The following is an 18,185-nucleotide window of genomic DNA, read 5'->3' as shown; positions in this document are numbered from 1 at the left end:
GTGCTGTCCGTCGCACGCGTCCTCCTCGACTCGCCCCTGCCGCAGCTCGACCGGCTGTTCGACTACGCGATCCCCGAGTCCATGCGCGAGTCTGCGCAGCCCGGGGTGCGCGTGAAGGCGCCGCTGCGCAGCGCGGGGCGGATGGTGGAGGGGTGGCTCATCGCCCTCGGCGAGGCCGAGCCCGGCGGCCGCCCGCTGTCGGAGCTCGCGTCCGTCGTCTCGCCGGTCGCGGCACTGCCGGCATCCCTCTACGAGCTCTCCCGCCGGGTGGCCGACCGTGCAGCCGGGTCGGCGAACGACGTCCTGCGTCTCGCCGTGCCCAAGCGGATGGTCCGCGCGGAGAAGTCGTGGCTGGCGTCCGAACCTCCGCCCACCCCGGTGGTGTCCCCGGATGCCGCGGCGCGCGCAGCCGAGGTGGCGTCCGCCTTTCCCGGGCTCGCCGACGCCGTGGGAGCCGGGGAGCGGTTGGTCGTGGATGCCCCGCCCCACCCGTCGCCGGGCGCGACCCGCGGGGCGTGGGCGGACCTCGTCGCGGCGCTCGCGACCCTGACCCTCGCGCAGGGCCGGAGCGCGCTCGTCGTCGTGCCCGATCACCGGGATCAGACGCAGGTGCTCGAGGCCCTCGACGCCCTCGCTCCGGCGGATGCCGTCGTGCGCGACGATGCGCGCCGATCGGGTCCCGAGCGGTACGCGACGTACCTGAGGATGCTGACGCCCGTGCCGTGCATCGTCGTCGGCAACCGCTCGACGGTGTACGCGCCCGCGCACGAGACGGGCCTGGTCATCGTCTGGGACGACGGCGATCCGCTCCTTGCGGAGCCGCTCAGCCCCGGTGTCCACGCGCGGGACGCCGCGCTGGTCCGCCAGGAGCTGGAGCACTCGGCGCTCGTGTTCGCCGGGCACACCCGGACGACCGACGTCGAGCGCCTCGTCCAGATCGGATGGGTGCGGGAGGTGCCCGCGAGCAGGCGGCAGAGTCCGCGCGTCGTGCTGTCGGCGACCCACGAGGCGGAGCACCGCGGCGCCCGGGTGCCGTCGGCGGCCTTCGCCGCCGCCCGCGACGGGCTGCAGCACGGACCCGTCCTCGTCCAGGTCGCCCGACCGGGATACTCGCCCGTGCTGGTCTGCGCCGACTGCCGGACGCCGGCGCGGTGCCGGCACTGCAGCGGCCCGCTGCGGGCTCGCCGCCCGGGCGCGACGCCGGACTGCGGGTGGTGCGGCCGCTCCGCGCCGAACTGGTCGTGCGCGAAGTGCTCGGGTACGCGATTCCGGATGGCGTCGTCGGGCAGCGAACGTACCGCCGACGAGCTGGGTCGCGCATTCGCCGGGATCCGGGTCATCGTCGCCGACGGCGAGCACCCGGTCGCCGCGGTCGACGAGCGTCCCGCACTCGTCGTCGCCACCCGGGGTGCCGAGCCACCCGCCGTCGGCGGTTATCAGGCCGTGATCCTGCTCGACGGCGATCGGATGCTGATGGCCGAGCAGCTGCGGATCGGTGAGTCCGCGCTCCGCTGGTGGTCGCATGCGGCGACCCTCGCCGCGCCCGGTGCGCCCGTCCATCTGGTGGGCGTGGCAGGGCCCGTGGCCCGGGCGCTCGCGACGTGGACGCAGGCGGCCTACGCCCGGGCCGAGCTGGCCGACAGGGCGCCGCTGCTCATGCCGCCGACCGTGCGGGTCGCCGCCGTCGAGGGCACCGCGACGGCCGTCGATCGGGCCCTCGCCGACGTGCGCGCCGATGTGCCGGGGCTCTCCCCGCTCGCGATCCTCGGGCCGGTCCCGACCGACGACGGGGTCCGCGCGCTCGTGCGCATCGACTACGCACACGGACGCGCCGTCGCGGAGCACCTGCGGGCCTCCGTCGTCGCCGAAGCGGTACGAGGCCGGAAGAGGGGTCCAGGGCCCCGGACTACACTCAGAGTCCGGCTCGATGTGCCCGAGCTCGATCTGTGAGGAAGTCCATGCGCGTCGTCTTCGCCGGTACCCCTGCACCGGCCGTCCCCTCGCTGCGCGCGCTCGCGGCCTCCCACCACGAGCTCGTCGGCGTCGTCACCCGGCGGGACGCACCCCTGGGACGCAAGCGCGTCCTCACCCCGTCACCGGTCGCCGCAGCCGCCGACGAGCTCGGCGTTCCGACCATCAAGGCGGACCGGCTGGACGCCGACGCGACGGCTGCGATCGCCGCGCTGGACGCCGAGCTGGGGGTCATCGTCGCCTACGGCGGACTCGTGCGCGAGCCGCTGCTGTCGATGCCCGCGCACGGCTGGATCAACCTGCACTTCTCGCTGCTCCCGCGCTGGCGTGGCGCCGCACCGGTGCAGCACGCCCTCATCGCGGGCGACCGGACGACGGGCGCCGCAGTCTTCCGACTCGTCCCGGCGCTGGACGCGGGCGACGTGTTCGCGGAGTCGCGCTACGACGTCCCGCGCGGAGCGACCGCCGGAGACGTCCTCGGCCACCTCGCCGAGACGGGTGCGGAGCTGCTGACCCGCGTCGTGGACGGGATCGCCGACGGCACTGCGCGCGCGGTGCCGCAGGTCGGTGAGGCGACCCTCGCGCCCAAGCTCACGCTCGTCGACGGGGCGCTCGACGCCGCACAGCCTGCCGACCGCGTCGTCGACCGGTTCCGGGGGACGACGCCGGAGCCCGGTGCGCACGTGAGCATCGAGGGCCAGCGGCTCAAGGTGCTCGCCGCCCACCGTGGCCCCGACGCGGCGCTCGAACCCGGACGGATCGCCCTCGTCGGCAAGGACGTCCTCCTCGGAGCCGCTGACGGGACGGTGCTGCTGCGGACGGTGCAGCCCGCCGGGCGCGGGGCGATGCCGGCGGCCGACTGGTGGCGCGGACAGCGCGCCGACGATCTGCGCGTCGACCTGCCCGAGGCATCCTCGTGACGACGTCCCGGGAGGTCGCCTACACCGTCCTCCGCGCCGTGCACGAGGACGACGCCTACGCCAACCTCCTGCTGCCCCGCGAACTCGCGCGGACCCGGCTCGGGCAAGCCGATGCGGCACTCGCGACCGAGCTCACCTACGGGACGCTCCGCCGACTCGGCACGTACGACGCGATCATCGCCGTCGCGGCGTCGCGCGACGTCGACGGCATCGATCCCGCCGTCCTCGACGCCCTCCGACTCGGCACGCATCAGCTGCTCGCGACCCGCGTCCCCGCCCATGCCGCCGTGCACGAGAGCGTCGATCTCGTGCGACGCGCGGTCGGCGCACGCGCCACCGGGTTCGCGAACGCGGTCCTGCGCCGTGTGTCCGAGCGCGACGAGGATGCCTGGCTGTCGACGATCGAGGCGGCGGCGCGCTCCGACGACGAACGACTCGCAGTGCGGTTCGCGCACCCGGTGTGGGTGATCCGTGCGCTCCGCCGGGCACTCGGCGCAGAGGGACGCGCTGACGAACTGCTCGACCTTCTCGCGGCGGACAACGCCGCGCCGACCGTGACGATGGCGGCCCTTCCGGGCGTCGGCGAACCACCCGTGGACGCGGTCCGCACGCCGCAGTCGCCGATCGGTTTCCGGCTCGCGGGCGGCGACCCCGAGGCGCTCATCCGCGGGTCGGGAGGAGCGCTGCGGGTGCAGGACGAGGGGTCGCAGCTCGCCGCACTCGCCTTGACGAGGGCGGTCCCCGTGCGCGCGGGGGAGCGCTGGCTCGACCTGTGCGCCGCGCCGGGAGGCAAGACCGCGGTCCTCGCCGCCGAAGCCGCCACGGCGGGTGCCTCGGTCGAGGCGAACGAGATCTCCGCCGCGCGTGCGCGGCTCGTCCGCCGGTCGGTGGCGGCCGTCCCGATCGACGTGCCCGTGTCCGAGGAGGATGGGCGCACGCGGGCGGGCCGCTCGAGCTACGACCGGATCCTGGTCGACGCGCCGTGCACCGGGCTCGGTGCGCTCCGGCGTCGACCGGAGGCGCGGTGGCGGAAGACCGCTGCCGACGTGCCCCAGCTGAGCCTCCTGCAGGCCGAGCTGCTCGACGCGGCGGTGGGCGCCCTCGCGCCGGGCGGCATCGTCGCCTACGTGACCTGCTCGCCCCACCTGGCCGAGACCGCGGGGGTGGTCGCAGAGATCGAGCGTCGCCACGAGGGACGGATCGAGCAGCTCGATGCGCGAGCCGTGGTCGCGTCCATCAGCCGGACGCCGATCGACCTCCCGCCGCAGGCGGACGGCTCCGGCCGTGCGCAGCTCTGGCCGCACCGGCACGGCACCGACGCGATGTCCATCTCGCTGCTGCGCCGCGTGTGATCGGCCGTCCTGCCCGTCACCGGGATAATGGCTGACGTGGCCGACTCCGACGTGCGCATCAACCCCAGCATCCTCGCCGCCGACTTCGTGAACATGCAGGCCGAGCTCGCTCGCATCGCGACGGCCGACTTCGTCCACGTCGACGTCATGGACAACCACTTCGTGCCGAACCTCACCTTCGGCACGCAGATGGTCGAGCGCATCCAGGCGACGAGCCCCGTGCCGCTCGACGTCCACCTCATGATCAGCGACGCCGATCGGTGGGCGCCCGGCTATGCGGAGCTCGGCGCGGCATCCGTCACCTTCCACCTCGAGGCCGCAGCGGAACCCGTGACCCTCGCTCGCCGGTTGCGGCAGATCGGCGCACGAGCGGGCGTCGCGGTGAAGCCGGCGACCCCCGTCGAGCAGCTGTTCGACGTCCTCGACGAGTTCGACCAGATCCTCGTGATGACCGTCGAGCCGGGGTTCGGCGGGCAGAGCTTCATGGCCGATCAGATGCCCAAGCTGCGGCGCCTGGCCGACGAGGCGCGTCGGCGCGGCTCCCAGGTGTGGCTGCAGGTCGACGGCGGCATCGGCGAGTCGACGATCGCGCAGGCGGCGGATGCCGGTGCCGACACGTTCGTGGCGGGGTCGGCCGTCTTCGGCGCCGAGGACCCCGGTGCGGCGATCACCGCGCTCCGTTCGGCCGCGGCATCCGCCCACCGGCACTGACGCGGGCGTCACGAGCACCGGCCCGTCGCGGCGGCCCGGTACCCTGGAAGGTGTGAAGACCTTCGACGGACTGTTCTCCGAGCTGACTGAGACGGCGTCCACCCGTCCCGAGGGATCCGGCACCGTCGCGCAGCTCGACCGCGGCGTGCACGCCATCGGCAAGAAGATCGTCGAAGAAGCCGCCGAGGTCTGGATGGCCGCCGAGTACCAGTCCGATGCGGAGACCGCCGAGGAGATCTCGCAGCTGCTGTACCACCTGCAGGTGCTGATGCTCGCGAAGGGACTGACGCTCGAGGACGTGTACCGACATCTCTGATCGGTTCGTCCCGCCGTCCCGCCACCTCCACACCGAAAGACGCTCCATGCTGCGCATCGCCGTCCCGAACAAGGGCATGCTCGCCGAGACCACGGCGGGGATGCTCGCCGAAGCCGGGTACACCGGCCGACGCGACCCCAAGGACCTCCACGTCATCGACCCGGTCAACGACGTCGAGTTCTTCTACCTCCGGCCGAAGGACATCGCGACCTACGTCGGATCCGGTGCGCTCCACGTGGGCATCACCGGCCGCGACCTGCTCTTGGATGCCCGGATGCCGGGTGCCCGCGAGATCGAGCAGCTCGGCTTCGGCGGCTCGACGTTCCGCTTCGCCGGCCCTCCGGGACGCTTCACCGAACTCGCCGACCTCGACGGCCTGCGCGTCGCGACCGCCTATCCAGGGCTCGTCGACGCCTACCTCGACGACCACGGCGTCGCCGTCGACCTGGTGCCGCTGGACGGTGCCGTCGAGTCCGCGGTGCAGCTCGGCGTGGCGGACGCCGTCGCCGACGTCGTCTCGACGGGCACCACCCTGCGCCAGGCGGGGCTCGAGATCTTCGGGCCCGTCCTGCTGGAGTCCGAGGCGGTCCTCATCGGCGCGCCGACCGAGGCCGACGGCACCGAGACCCTGCTCCGACGCCTCCGCGGCGTCATGGTCGCCCGCCGGTACGTCCTGATCGACTACGACCTGCCGGCGCACCTCGTCGACCAGGCGGTCGCGCTGACGCCCGGCATCGAGTCGCCGACGATCTCGCCGCTGCGCGACCCGGAGTGGGTCGCGGTGCGCGTGATGAGCCCGCGGAAGACCGCGAACCAGGTCATGGATGCGCTGTACGAGATGGGCGCCCGCGCGATCCTCGTCACCGCGATCCACAACGCGAGGCTCTGACGTGTCGCTCGTCTGCCGCGTGATCCCGTGCCTCGACGTCGCAGCCGGCAAGGTCGTCAAGGGGGTCAACTTCGAGAATCTCCGCGAGATGGGCGACCCGGTCGAGCTGGCGCGCCGGTACTACGAGCAGGGCGCGGACGAGATCACCTTCCTCGACGTCACCGCGACCGTCGACGCCCGCGACACGACCTACGACGTCGTGCAACGCACCGCGGAGCAGGTCTTCATCCCGCTGACGGTGGGGGGTGGCGTCCGCTCCGTCGAGGACGTCGCCCGTCTGCTGGGCGTCGGTGCCGACAAGGTCGGCGTCAACTCGGCGGCCATCGCGCGACCGGCGCTTCTCGGCGAGATCGCCGACCGTTTCGGTGCCCAGGTGCTCGTCTTGTCGCTCGACGTGAAGCGCGCCGCCGGCACCCCCTCCGGTTTCGCCGTGACCACCCACGGCGGCCGGACCGTCACCGACATCGACGCCCTCGCCTGGGCGCGCGAGGCGGTCGAGCGCGGCGCGGGCGAGCTCCTCGTCAACTCGATCGACGCGGACGGCACGAAGGACGGGTTCGACCTCGAGCTCGTCTCGGCGATGCGCGAGGTCGCATCGGTTCCCGTGATCGCCTCCGGCGGGGCGGGGGATGCCGCGCACTTCGGCCCCGCGATCGCCGCCGGTGCCGACGCGGTGCTCGCGGCATCCGTCTTCCACTCGGGACAGCTGACCGTCGGCGACGTGAAGGACGCCCTCGTGGCGGATGGCGTGGAGGTGCGGCGATGACCCGATCGATCGAGGAGCGCCTGGCCCGCGTGGTCTACAACGCCGACGGCCTCGTGCCGGCGATCGTGCAGCAGCACGACACCGGCGAAGTGCTGATGCTGGCGTGGATGGATGCCGAATCGCTTCGTCGCACGCTCACCGAGGGGCGGGTCACCTTCTGGTCGCGTTCGCGGCAGGAGTACTGGCGAAAGGGCGACACGTCCGGGCACGCGCAGTACGTGAAGGGCGTGCGGCTGGACTGCGACGGCGACACCGTCCTCGTCACCGTCGACCAGGTCGGCGGGGCGTGCCACACCGGCGACCGCACCTGCTTCGACGCCGACGACCTCGATCCCGTCGTGGGCGAGTTCCGGTGACACCGAGACGGATGCGGCTCGCCGCCGTGCTGGCGATCCTGCTCGGCGGGATCGTGGGGATCATCGGCTCGACGCAGACCTGGCTCGACGTGACCCTCAGTGACGGCGCACAGCAGTCGGTCGCCGTGCCCGGCGCGGACGCGCTCTCCGTGCTCGCACCGCTGAGCCTCGCCGCACTCGCCCTCGGGCTCGCTCTGACGATCGTGGGACGCGTGCTGCGGTACGTGTTCGGCGCCGTCGGTGCCGCCCTCGGCGCCGGGCTCGCGTGGGGGGCCGCGCGGATCGCGCTGGAGCAGCCGATCGACAGCGTCGCCGGGCCCGTCACCGATGCGACGGGCCTCAGCGGGGTCGACGGGATCTCCCGCATCGTGTCGGAGATCACCTCGACGCCGTGGCCCACCGTCACGATCGCCGCCGGCGTGCTCATCCTGGTCGGATCCCTCACGGCGCTGCTCACCGCGCATCGATGGAGCGCGACGGGGCGCAAGTACCGCACCGAACGCACCGCGGCGTCGGGCCCGCGCGATGCCGTCGACTCGTGGGACGAGCTCTCACGGGGTGAGGACCCGACGACGTGACACCGGGCGGGGGAGCGCGCTCGCCCCGCTAGACTTGAGCGTGCGGCTTCGGTCGCCCCCAGACCCGCGCTTCGCGCACATCCGCGCTTCGCATCCGAAGGAGAACTATGAGCGGCATCGAGGACCCCGGCCACGGACACTCCCCGGCGGCCTGGACGACTGTCGTGATCATGCTCGTCGCGATCTCGTTCGGCACGCTGTTCTTCTTCCTCGAGATGCCGCTGCTCGTCTGGCTCTCCGTCGTCCTCCTGGTCATCGGCCTCGTCGTGGGCTTCATCATGACCAAGGCGGGGTACGGCGTCGGAGGATCCAAGACCGTCACGAAGCAGCACTGACGTGCTCGCCGACCTGACGGCCGGCGCGGTGGAGGATGCTCGGGAGCGCGAGACCGCGCGCCCGCTGCAGGTGGTCGAGAAGCTCGCGCTCGCGCAGGCTCCGGCGATCGACGCCCTCGCTGCGCTGGCACCTGCCGACCGCGTCAAGATCATCGCCGAGGTGAAGCGGGCGAGCCCCTCACGGGGCCATCTCGCAGAGATCCCCGATCCCGCGCTGCAGGCCCGCCGGTACGAGGAGGGCGGCGCGTCCGCGATCTCGGTCCTGACCGAGGGTCGCCGGTTCAAAGGCACGCTCGCCGACCTCGAGGCCGTCCGGGCGGCCGTCACGCTGCCGGTCCTGCGCAAGGACTTCATCGCCACGCCGTATCAGGTGCTCGAAGCCCGCGCCGCCGGTGCGGACCTCGTGCTCCTCATCGTCGCGGGGCTCGAGCAGTCGCTGCTGGCGGAGCTGCACCGGCTCGTGATCGAGCTCGGCATGACGCCGCTGGTCGAGACCCACTCATACGACGAGGTGCTGCGCGCGAACGACATCGGCGCACGGCTGGTCGGGGTGAACGCCCGCGACCTCTCGACCTTCGAGCTCGACCGCGACCTGTTCGGCCGGCTCGCCCCGCATCTCCCGGACGGCGTCGTGAAGATCGCCGAGTCCGCGGTGCTCTCACCCGACGACGTCGCGCACTACCGGGCCGCCGGCGCGGACGTCGTCCTCATCGGCGAGGCGCTGGTCACGAACGACCCCGTCGCCACGCTCGCCGCATTCCTGGAGGCAGGTTCATGAGTCTTCGCGAGGTCGCCGGTCCCTTCTTCGGGGAATTCGGTGGACGCTACATGCCCGAGTCGCTCATCGCGGCGATTGACGAGCTGACCGAGGTGTACGAGGCCTCGAAGGCCGACCCCGCCTTCGCCGCCGAGTTCTCCCGGCTGCTGAACGTGTACGCGGGGCGTCCCTCCGCCCTCACCGAGGTGCCGCGTTTCGCCGAGCACGCCGGCGGCGCCCGCGTCTTCCTCAAGCGTGAGGATCTGAACCACACCGGCTCGCACAAGATCAACAACGTGCTCGGTCAGGCCCTGCTCACGCAGCGCCTCGGCAAGACCCGCGTCATCGCCGAGACGGGCGCCGGTCAGCACGGCGTCGCGACGGCGACGGCAGCGGCCCTGTTCGGCTTCGAGTGCACGATCTACATGGGCGAGGTCGACACCGAGCGGCAAGCCCTCAACGTTGCGCGGATGCGGCTGCTCGGCGCCGAGGTCGTGCCGGTCACGACCGGGTCCCGCACGCTGAAGGATGCGATCAACGAGGCGTATCGCGACTGGGTCGCCTCCGTCGAGACGACCAACTACATCTTCGGCACGGCCGCGGGTCCGCACCCGTTCCCCGCCATGGTCCGCGACTTCCAGAAGATCATCAGCGAGGAGGCGCGCCAGCAGCTCCTCGACGAGACCGGACGCCTCCCCGACGCCGTCATCGCGTGCGTGGGCGGCGGCTCGAACGCGATCGGCATGTTCGACGCGTTCCTCGACGACGAGGGCGTCGCTCTCTACGGCGTCGAAGCGGCAGGTGACGGCGTCGACACGCCCAAGCACGCGGCATCCATCGAGCGGGGTCGTCCCGGCATCCTCCACGGCGCCAAGACCTTCGTCCTGCAGGACGAGGACGGGCAGACCGTCGAGTCGCACTCCATCTCGGCGGGCCTCGACTATCCGGGCGTCGGGCCCGAGCACGCGTGGCTCTCGAGCATCGGCCGCGCGCAGTACATCCCCGCGACCGACACCGAGGCGATGGAGGCGCTGCGCCTGCTCAGTCGCACGGAGGGCATCATCCCCGCGATCGAATCCGCCCACGCCCTGGCCGGTGCACTCCGCATCGGTCGCGAGCTGGGTCCCGACGCGATCCTCGCGATCAACCTCTCGGGGCGCGGCGACAAGGACATGGACACGGCGGCCCGCTGGTTCGACCTGTACGACGCCGGCGCCGAGCCGGTGAACGCGCCGGAGGATCCCGAGCCCGGCAGCGGCGAAGGAGTCGAGCTGTGAGCTCCCGTGTCACCGCAGCGATGAACGCTGCCAAGGCGGAGGGGCGCGGCGCGTTCGTCGGTTACCTCCCGATCGGCTACCCCGACCTGCAGACGAGCATCGAGGCGGCCGTCGCCCTCGCCGAGAACGGCGCGGACATCCTCGAACTCGGCCCGCCCTACTCCGATCCCGTCATGGACGGCGTCGTCATCCAGGAGGCGACGCAGGCAGCCCTCGCAGCCGGGTTCCGCCTGCGCGACACGTTCACCGCGGTCGCCGCGATCGCCGAGCGGGTGGATGTCCCGATCGTCGTGATGACCTACTGGAACCCGGTGTTCCAGTACGGCGTCGACCGGTTCGCGGACGATCTGGCGGCAGCGGGCGGTGCAGGACTCATCACGCCCGACATCACACCCGATGCGGCTTCGGAATGGATTGCAGCCTCCGAGCGCACCGGGCTCGACCGGATCTTCCTCGCCGCGCCGACTTCCACCGATGAGCGCCTCGCGATGATCGCCGAGCAGTCCACCGGGTTCGTCTACACAGTCTCGACGATGGGCATCACCGGCGAACGCGCAGAAGTGGATGCCGCGGCGCGCAGCCTCGTCGCACGGCTGCGTGCGCACGGCGTCGAGAACGCCTGCGTCGGCATCGGCATCTCGACCGCGGACCAGGTCACCGGGGTCCTCGATTACGCAGACGGCGCGATCGTCGGCACGGCGCTCGTGCGGGCGCTGCGCGACGGGGGACTGGAGGGCTTGGCGGCGGAGACCCGCGAGCTGTCTGCGGGCACCCGGTCCGCAGGGGCCACGGCCTGACGGACACGGACGCCCGGCGCGGCGAAGTAGACTCGCCGTCGTGACTTCCGCAGCCCTCTCCGTCGTGGCGAGCCTTCCCAGCCCGCCGATCAGCTCGTTCCAGGTCGGTCCGCTGACGATCCACTTCTACGCCCTGTGCATCCTGACCGGGATCGTCGTGGCCACGTTCTGGACGAACCGCCGGCTCACCAAGCGCGGTGCGGAGCCCTGGGTCGTCATCGACATCGCGCTGCTCGCGGTGCCGCTTGCCATCATCGGCGCGCGCATCTTCCACGTCGTCACCCACCCGGGGTTCTACTTCGGCGAGGACAAGGACATCTGGGCGATCTTCCGGATCTGGGAGGGGGGCATCGCGATCTTCGGCGCCCTCATCGGCGGTGCGATCGGTGCCTGGCTCGGCTGCAAGTGGAGCGGCATCCGGTTCTGGACCTTCGCCGACGCGCTCGCGCCGGGCCTGCTGCTCGCCCAGGCGCTCGGCCGGTTCGGCAACTGGTTCAACCAGGAGCTGTTCGGTCTTCCCACCGATCTGCCGTGGGGCCTCGAGATCGATTACCCCAACGCCGCGTGGCCCGCCGGTCTCCCCGAGGACACGCTCTTCCACCCGACCTTCCTGTACGAGGTCATCTGGAACGTCATGGGCGTCATCATCATCGCCGCGGCGGGCCGCCGCTTCCACCTGCAGTGGGGTCGCCTGTTCGGGCTCTACCTCGTCTGGTACTCCGCCGGTCGCATCGTGTGGGAATCCATCCGCATCGATCCGAGCGAAGTGTTCCTGGGCCTGCGCACGAACGTCTGGGCATCGATCCTCGGTGTCGCGGTGGGTCTTGCCATCATGATCGTCCAGCAGCGACGGCACCCCGGCTACGAGCCGTCGCCGTACCAGCCGGGTCGCGAATGGACTGCTCCGGGCGCTGTACAATCGCAAGCATCCGATGACTTCGTGGACGTGAGCGCACCCCCCGCGTCCGAAGAATCCTCCGACGGGGCCACAAGCTCAGTCACCACCCGATAGCACCGCAGGGCCGACGTCGTCCCAGGTCGAGCACCAATGTGAGGACGGTAGGCATGCCCTCGAGCTCCCGTCACGAAGACACCCTGTCCGCTGTGCAGGGGACCGCGCCCGGTGGGTCGTTCCCTGCGAAGCAGGGCATGTACAACCCCGCCTTCGAGAAGGACGCGTGTGGCCTGGCCATGGTCGCGACCCTCCGTGGCGAGGCCGGACACGACATCGTCGACCTCGCGTTGACGGCGCTGCGCAACCTCGAGCACCGAGGTGCGATCGGCTCGGATGCCGGAACCGGCGACGGCGCCGGCATCCTGACCCAGATGCCCGACGCATTCCTGCGCGCGGTGGTCGACTTCGACCTGCCGCCGGCGGGGGAGTACGCGGTCGGCCTCGCCTTCCTGCCGATCGATCACGACGAGCGCACGGCCCAGAAGGCGGCTGTGGAGAAGATCGCGCTGAGCGAGGGTCTCTCCGTGCTCGGCTGGCGCGACGTGCCGACCGCTGACGAGCACCTCGGCAAGCTCGCCTTCAACGCGCGACCCGCGTTCGAGCAGCTGTTCGTCTCGCGCCCTGCCGTCGGTGACGCGCCGGCACTGTCGGGCATCGCCCTGGACCGCCGCACCTACCGACTCCGCAAACGCGCGCAGCACGAGCTCGACGCCTACTTCGTGTCGCTGTCCAGCCGCACCCTCGGCTACAAGGGCATGGTCACGACCCTGCAGCTGGAGCCCTTCTACCCCGACCTGCAGGACGAGCGCTTCGCGACCGAGCTCGCGGTCGTGCACTCGCGGTACTCCACGAACACCTTCCCGTCGTGGCCGCTCGCCCAGCCGCTGCGCATGCTCGCGCACAACGGCGAGATCAACACGGTGAACGGCAACCGCAACTGGATGCGGGCACGCCAGTCGCAGCTCGAGTCCGAAGTGCTCGGCGACATCCGTCCGCTGCTGCCGATCTGCAGCCCCGGCCAGAGCGACTCCGCATCGTTCGACGAGGTGCTCGAGCTCCTCACCTTGACCGGGCGCAGCCTGCCGCACGCAATCATGATGATGGTCCCCGAGGCCTACGAGAAGCAGGCGGACATCCCGGCCGACCTCCGTGCGTTCTACGAGTACCACTCGATGCAGATGGAGCCGTGGGACGGGCCCGCCGCCCTCATCTTCACCGACGGCTCCCTGGTCGGCGCGACGCTCGACCGCAACGGCCTGCGTCCGGGGCGCTGGACCGAGACCACCGACGGCCTCGTCGTCATCGGCAGCGAGACGGGCGTGCTCGACTTCGCGCCGGAGCGCATCAAGCGCCGGGGTCGGCTGCGGCCGGGCCGCATGTTCGTCGTCGACACCGCCCAGGGGCGGATCGTCGAGGACGACGAGATCAAGCGCGACCTCGCGAACCTGCACCCGTGGCAGCAGTGGCTCGACGAGGGCCGTGTGCGGCTGAAGGACCTCCCCGAGCGGGAGCACATCGTCCACCCGATCGCATCGATCACCCGCCGCCAGCGCACCTTCGGGTACACCGAGGAGGAGGTCCGCATCCTCCTGACCCCGATGGGGCAGGCGGGGGCGGAACCGCTGGGCGCCATGGGGTCCGACACACCGATCGCCGTCCTCAGCGAGCGGCCGCGACTCCTGTTCGACTACTTCGTCCAGCAGTTCGCACAGGTGACGAACCCGCCGCTCGACTCGATCCGCGAGGAGGTCGTCACCTCCCTCGGCCTCGGTCTCGGTCCCGAGCGCAACCTGCTCTCGTCGGGTGCCGACCACACCCGTGTCATCACGCTGGACTTCCCGGTGATCGACAACGACGAGCTCGCCAAACTGCAGAACATCGACCGTGCGCTGCCGGGTCGTCGCTCGATCACGATCCGGGGGCTCTACCGGGCCGACGCGGGCTCGGGGTCGATGCGTCGACGGCTCGACGAGATCTGCGCCGAGGTGGATGCCGCGATCGCCGACGGCGTCGAGTTCATCATCCTCAGCGACCGCGACTCGACGAAGGACCTCGTCCCGATCCCGTCGCTGCTGACGCTCTCCGCCGTGCACCACCACCTCATCCGCAACGAGAACCGCATGAAGGTCGGTCTCGTCGTCGAGGCAGGTGACGTGCGCGAGGTCCACCATGTCGCGACGCTCATCGGTTACGGCGCGTCCGCGGTCAACCCGTACCTCGCGATGGAGACGGCGGAGTACCTCGTCCGTGCGGGCTACATCACCGGCGTCTCGCAGGAGAAGGCGGTCAAGAACCTGATCTACGCCCTCGGCAAGGGCGTGCTGAAGATCATGTCCAAGATGGGCATCTCGACGGTGTCGTCCTACGCAGGTGCCCAGGTCTTCGAGGCCGTCGGTCTGTCGCAGGAGTTCATCGACACGTACTTCACCGGCACCGAGACGAAGCTCGGCGGCATCGGCATCGATGAGATCGCCCGCGAGAACCAGGCGCGGCACGACTTCGCCTACCCCTCGGATCAGGCCGTGCGTGCGCACGAGCGGCTCTGGACGGGCGGCGAGTACCAGTGGCGCCGCGACGGTGCCCCGCACCTGTTCAACCCCGACACGGTGTTCCGCCTGCAGCACGCCACGCGGACGCGTCGGTACGACATCTTCCGCGAGTACACGCACATGGTCGACGAGCAGGCGTCCGAGCTCAAGACCCTCCGTGGGCTGTTCCGACTGAAGACGGGCGTGCGTCCGGCCGTGCCGATCGACGAGGTCGAGCCGGTGTCGTCCATCGTCAAGCGCTTCTCGACGGGCGCGATGAGCTACGGGTCGATCTCGAAGGAGGCGCACGAGACCCTCGCGATCGCGATGAACCGCCTCGGCGCCAAGTCGAACACCGGTGAGGGCGGCGAAGACGTCGACCGGCTGCTCGATCCTGAGCGGCGCAGCGCGATCAAGCAGGTCGCGTCGGGTCGGTTCGGCGTCACGAGCATGTACCTCACCCACGCGGACGACATCCAGATCAAGCTCGCCCAGGGTGCCAAGCCCGGCGAGGGCGGACAGCTGCCGCCGGGCAAGGTCTATCCCTGGATCGCCCGCACCCGCGGGGGGACGCCCGGCGTCGGGCTCATCTCCCCGCCGCCGCACCACGACATCTACTCCATCGAGGACCTCAAGCAGCTCATCTTCGACGTCAAGCGCGCCAACCCGTCGGCGCGCGTCCACGTCAAGCTGGTGAGCCAGTCGGGCATCGGTGCGGTCGCCGCCGGGACCGCGAAGGCCCTCGCCGACGTCATCCTGGTCTCGGGCCACGACGGCGGAACCGGAGCGAGTCCGCTGAACTCGCTGAAGCACGCGGGCACCCCGTGGGAGCTCGGGCTCGCCGAGACGCAGCAGACGCTCATGATCAACGACATGCGCGGGCGCGTGGTCGTGCAGGCCGACGGGCAGCTCAAGTCGGGCCGTGACGTCCTCATCGCCGCGCTCCTGGGCGCCGAGGAGTTCGGGTTCGCCACGAGCGCGCTCGTCGTCGAGGGCTGCATCATGATGCGCGTCTGCCACCTCGACACCTGCCCCGTCGGTGTCGCGACCCAGAACCCCGAGTTGCGCAGGCGCTTCACGGGCAAGGCCGAGTACGTCGTGAACTTCATGGAGTTCATCGCCCAGGAGGTGCGGGAGTACCTCGCAGAGCTCGGCTTCCGCTCCATCGAAGAGGCCGTGGGCCACACCGAGGTCCTCGACGTGCAGCCCGCCGTCGACCACTGGAAGGCGTACGGGCTCGACCTCTCGCCGATCCTGCACGGCCCGGCCTTCGGAGCCGACGCACCTCGCCACCGTGTCATCGAGCAGGAGCACGAGCTCGAGAACCACTTCGATGTGGCGCTGCTCGAGAGTGCCCGCGATGTCGTCGCGCACGGCGGGCACATCGCCATCGATCTCCCGGTGCGCAACACCGAGCGCGCGGTGGGCACGATGCTCGGCCACCACGTCACCAAGGCGCACGGGGCGAACGGACTCCCCGCGGGGACGATCGAGGTGAACCTCACCGGCTCGGCGGGACAGTCCTTCGGCGCCTTCCTGCCGTCGGGCATCACGCTGCGGCTCGAGGGGGACTCGAACGACTACGTGGGCAAGGGGCTCTCGGGTGGCGAGATCGTCGTCCGCCCGCCGCGTGGGGCAACCTTCGACGCCTCGAAGAACGTCATCGCCGGCAACGTGATCGGCTACGGCGCGACCCAGGGCTCCATGTTCCTGCGGGGCGTGGTCGGTGAGCGCTTCCTCGTCCGCAACTCGGGGGCGACGGCCGTCGTCGAGGGGGTGGGGGACCACGCGCTCGAGTACATGACGGGTGGTCTGGCGGTGATCCTCGGCGCCACCGGTCGCAACCTCGGTGCGGGCATGTCCGGCGGCTCCGCGTACATCTACCAGCTCGACCGCGCGCTCATCAACCGCGAGGCGCTGGCCACGGGCGAGCTCGAGCTCACCGAGCTCGGGTCGGGTGACGTCGAGATCCTCCGCGACCTCCTGACCCGTCACGTCGAGGAGACCGGCTCCGACCTCGCCGAGCGGCTGCTCGCCGACCTGGAGACGGAAGCCGCGAACTTCACCCGTGTCCTGCCGCGCGATTACGCGGCCGTCCTGAAAACCCGCCAGGAGGCGATCGACGAGGGGCTCGACCCCGACAGCGACGTCGTCTGGACCCGCATCCTGGAGGTGACCGGTGGCTGATCCCAAGGGCTTCCTCAAAGTCACCGAGCGCGAGCTCCCGCCGCGCCGGCCCGTTCCCGTCCGCATCATGGACTGGAAGGAGGTGTACGAGCAGGGCGACCAGGCCGTGCTCCGACGCCAGGCCGGCCGGTGCATGGACTGCGGCATCCCGTTCTGCCATCAGGGGTGCCCGCTGGGCAACCTGATCCCGGAGTGGAACGACCTCACCTGGCGCGGTGAGGGGCGTGCGGCGATCGAACGCCTGCACGCCACGAACAACTTCCCGGAGTTCACGGGCCGACTGTGCCCGGCGCCCTGCGAGAGCTCGTGCGTACTGGGCATCAACCAGCCTGCGGTCACGATCAAGCAGATCGAGGTCTCGACGATCGACGAGGCGTTCGCGAACGGCTGGGTCGAGGCCGAGCCTCCCGGGCGACTCACGGGCAAGACCGTCGCCGTCGTGGGCTCGGGGCCTGCGGGTCTCGCCGCCGCACAGCAGCTGACGCGCGCCGGCCACACGGTCGCCGTGTACGAGCGCGACGACCGCATCGGCGGTCTGCTGCGCTACGGCATCCCCGATTTCAAGATGGAGAAGCGCCACCTCGAGACCCGGCTGCGTCAGATGCGCGACGAGGGCACCCGCTTCCGGGCGGGCGTCGAGATCGGCAAGGACCTGTCGTGGGCGGACCTGCGTGCCCGCTACGACGCGGTCGTCATCGCGACCGGCGCGACTGAGCCGCGCGACCTCGCCATCCCCGGCCGCGACCTCGCCGGCGTGCACTTCGCGATGGAGTACCTCGTCGAGTCGAACAAGGCGGTCGCGGGCGATCAGGTGCCGCACCAGATCCACGCCGAGGGGAAGCACGTCGTCGTCATCGGCGGCGGCGACACGGGCGCCGACTGCATCGGCACGGCGCACCGGCAGGGCGCGCTGAGCGTCACCAACCTCGCCATCGGCACGCAGCCGCCCGAGGCGCGACCGGACCACCAGCCGTGGCCGATGATGCCGACGCTCTTCGAGGTCGCATCGGCCCATGAAGAGGGCGGCGAGCGGTCCTACCTCGCCTCGACCGTCGAGTTCCTCTCGAACGAGGTCGGCGAGGTCCGCGCGCTGCGCGTGGCCGAGACGGAGTTCGTCGACGGTCGACGCGTCCCCAAGAGCGGGACCGAGCGGGAGATCCCGGCGGACCTCGTCCTCATCGCCATGGGCTTCACGGGACCCGAGCGTCCCGCGCTCGAGCAGCAGCTCGGGGCGGTGTTCACCGATCGCGGCAACGTCGAGCGGGCCGACGACTGGCAGTCGACCGCACCGGGCGTCTTCGTGGCGGGGGATGCCGGGCGCGGCCAGTCCCTCATCGTGTGGGCCATCGCTGAGGGGCGAGCCGCGGCATCCGCCGTCGACGAGTACCTCATGGGCGCCACCGACCTCCCGGCGCCGGTCCGACCGACCGACGTCGCGATCGGGCTCCAGCACGCCTAGGCTGAGACCGTTCACAACCTCCCCTCATCAC

16 protein-coding genes are annotated in these 18,185 nt (G+C 71.2%); all 16 read left to right on the top strand.

Features of this window, described 5'->3' with window-relative positions; translation table 11 throughout:
- The 16 genes from KZX17_RS12110 to KZX17_RS12035 all read left to right on the top strand — a co-directional run bounded on the left by KZX17_RS12110 (nt 1) and on the right by KZX17_RS12035 (nt 18,154).
- Nucleotides 1-1,950, top strand: coding sequence for a primosomal protein N' (locus tag KZX17_RS12110; RefSeq protein ID WP_248173888.1), 1,950 nt, complete (start codon nt 1-3; stop codon nt 1,948-1,950).
- An 8-nt stretch (nt 1,951-1,958) separates the two neighbouring features.
- Nucleotides 1,959-2,891 carry a methionyl-tRNA formyltransferase gene (locus KZX17_RS12105; protein ID WP_248173872.1) on the top strand — a complete coding sequence of 311 codons (933 nt, stop codon included), beginning with the start codon at nt 1,959-1,961 and terminating at the stop codon, nt 2,889-2,891.
- A complete protein-coding gene (locus KZX17_RS12100) occupies nt 2,888-4,243 on the top strand; it encodes a transcription antitermination factor NusB (RefSeq protein WP_248173869.1) in 1,356 nt (451 codons plus the stop codon). Before KZX17_RS12105 ends, KZX17_RS12100 begins: the two co-directional genes overlap by 4 nt.
- Before the next feature lie 27 nt (nt 4,244-4,270).
- Nucleotides 4,271-4,954 (top strand): ribulose-phosphate 3-epimerase, encoded by a 684-nt coding sequence (rpe, locus tag KZX17_RS12095; protein WP_248173866.1) that lies wholly within the window; start codon nt 4,271-4,273, stop codon nt 4,952-4,954.
- Between the two features lie 52 nt (nt 4,955-5,006).
- On the top strand, nt 5,007-5,270 hold the full coding sequence (locus KZX17_RS12090) for a phosphoribosyl-ATP diphosphatase (protein WP_248173863.1): 264 nt from the start codon (nt 5,007-5,009) through the stop codon (nt 5,268-5,270).
- 46 nt (nt 5,271-5,316) lie between these two features.
- Nucleotides 5,317-6,159: an ATP phosphoribosyltransferase gene (gene hisG / locus KZX17_RS12085; protein ID WP_248173861.1), complete on the top strand. Its 843-nt coding sequence runs from the start codon at nt 5,317-5,319 to the stop codon at nt 6,157-6,159.
- A gap of 1 nt (nt 6,160) precedes the next feature.
- Nucleotides 6,161-6,925 carry an imidazole glycerol phosphate synthase subunit HisF gene (gene hisF, locus KZX17_RS12080; RefSeq protein ID WP_248173858.1) on the top strand — a complete coding sequence of 255 codons (765 nt, stop codon included), beginning with the start codon at nt 6,161-6,163 and terminating at the stop codon, nt 6,923-6,925.
- Nucleotides 6,922-7,281 carry a phosphoribosyl-AMP cyclohydrolase gene (hisI, locus tag KZX17_RS12075; RefSeq protein ID WP_248173855.1) on the top strand — a complete coding sequence of 120 codons (360 nt, stop codon included), beginning with the start codon at nt 6,922-6,924 and terminating at the stop codon, nt 7,279-7,281. The genes hisF and hisI overlap by 4 nt, the downstream gene beginning before the upstream one ends.
- Complete coding sequence (locus KZX17_RS12070; protein ID WP_248191834.1) at nt 7,278-7,859, top strand: Trp biosynthesis-associated membrane protein; 582 nt, start codon at nt 7,278-7,280, stop codon at nt 7,857-7,859. The genes hisI and KZX17_RS12070 overlap by 4 nt, the downstream gene beginning before the upstream one ends.
- A gap of 107 nt (nt 7,860-7,966) precedes the next feature.
- A complete protein-coding gene (locus KZX17_RS12065) occupies nt 7,967-8,194 on the top strand; it encodes a DUF6704 family protein (RefSeq protein WP_248173849.1) in 228 nt (75 codons plus the stop codon).
- 1 nt (nt 8,195) lies between these two features.
- The gene (gene trpC / locus KZX17_RS12060; protein ID WP_248173846.1) at nt 8,196-8,972 is read left to right on the top strand and encodes an indole-3-glycerol phosphate synthase TrpC; all 777 of its coding nucleotides are present in this window, start codon (nt 8,196-8,198) and stop codon (nt 8,970-8,972) included.
- Nucleotides 8,969-10,228 (top strand): tryptophan synthase subunit beta, encoded by a 1,260-nt coding sequence (gene trpB / locus KZX17_RS12055; protein ID WP_248173842.1) that lies wholly within the window; start codon nt 8,969-8,971, stop codon nt 10,226-10,228. The genes trpC and trpB overlap by 4 nt, the downstream gene beginning before the upstream one ends.
- On the top strand, nt 10,225-11,025 hold the full coding sequence (gene trpA / locus KZX17_RS12050; RefSeq protein ID WP_248173839.1) for a tryptophan synthase subunit alpha: 801 nt from the start codon (nt 10,225-10,227) through the stop codon (nt 11,023-11,025). The genes trpB and trpA overlap by 4 nt, the downstream gene beginning before the upstream one ends.
- Nucleotides 11,026-11,065: 40 nt before the next feature.
- Complete coding sequence (lgt, locus tag KZX17_RS12045; RefSeq protein WP_248173835.1) at nt 11,066-12,037, top strand: prolipoprotein diacylglyceryl transferase; 972 nt, start codon at nt 11,066-11,068, stop codon at nt 12,035-12,037.
- Nucleotides 12,038-12,090: 53 nt separating this feature from the next.
- Nucleotides 12,091-16,695 (top strand): glutamate synthase large subunit, encoded by a 4,605-nt coding sequence (gene gltB / locus KZX17_RS12040; RefSeq protein ID WP_374107940.1) that lies wholly within the window; start codon nt 12,091-12,093, stop codon nt 16,693-16,695.
- Nucleotides 16,688-18,154 (top strand): glutamate synthase subunit beta, encoded by a 1,467-nt coding sequence (locus KZX17_RS12035; protein ID WP_248173832.1) that lies wholly within the window; start codon nt 16,688-16,690, stop codon nt 18,152-18,154. The genes gltB and KZX17_RS12035 overlap by 8 nt, the downstream gene beginning before the upstream one ends.
- Nucleotides 18,155-18,185: the final 31 nt, after the last annotated feature.

Origin of the sequence: Microbacterium sp. EYE_78 (assembly GCF_023149035.1) — a bacterium.
In the GTDB taxonomy this organism is placed as follows: Bacteria; Actinomycetota; Actinomycetes; order Actinomycetales; family Microbacteriaceae; genus Microbacterium.
The sequence above is the reverse complement of the archived record's forward strand: the minus strand, read 5'-3'. Positions and strand labels throughout refer to the sequence as shown.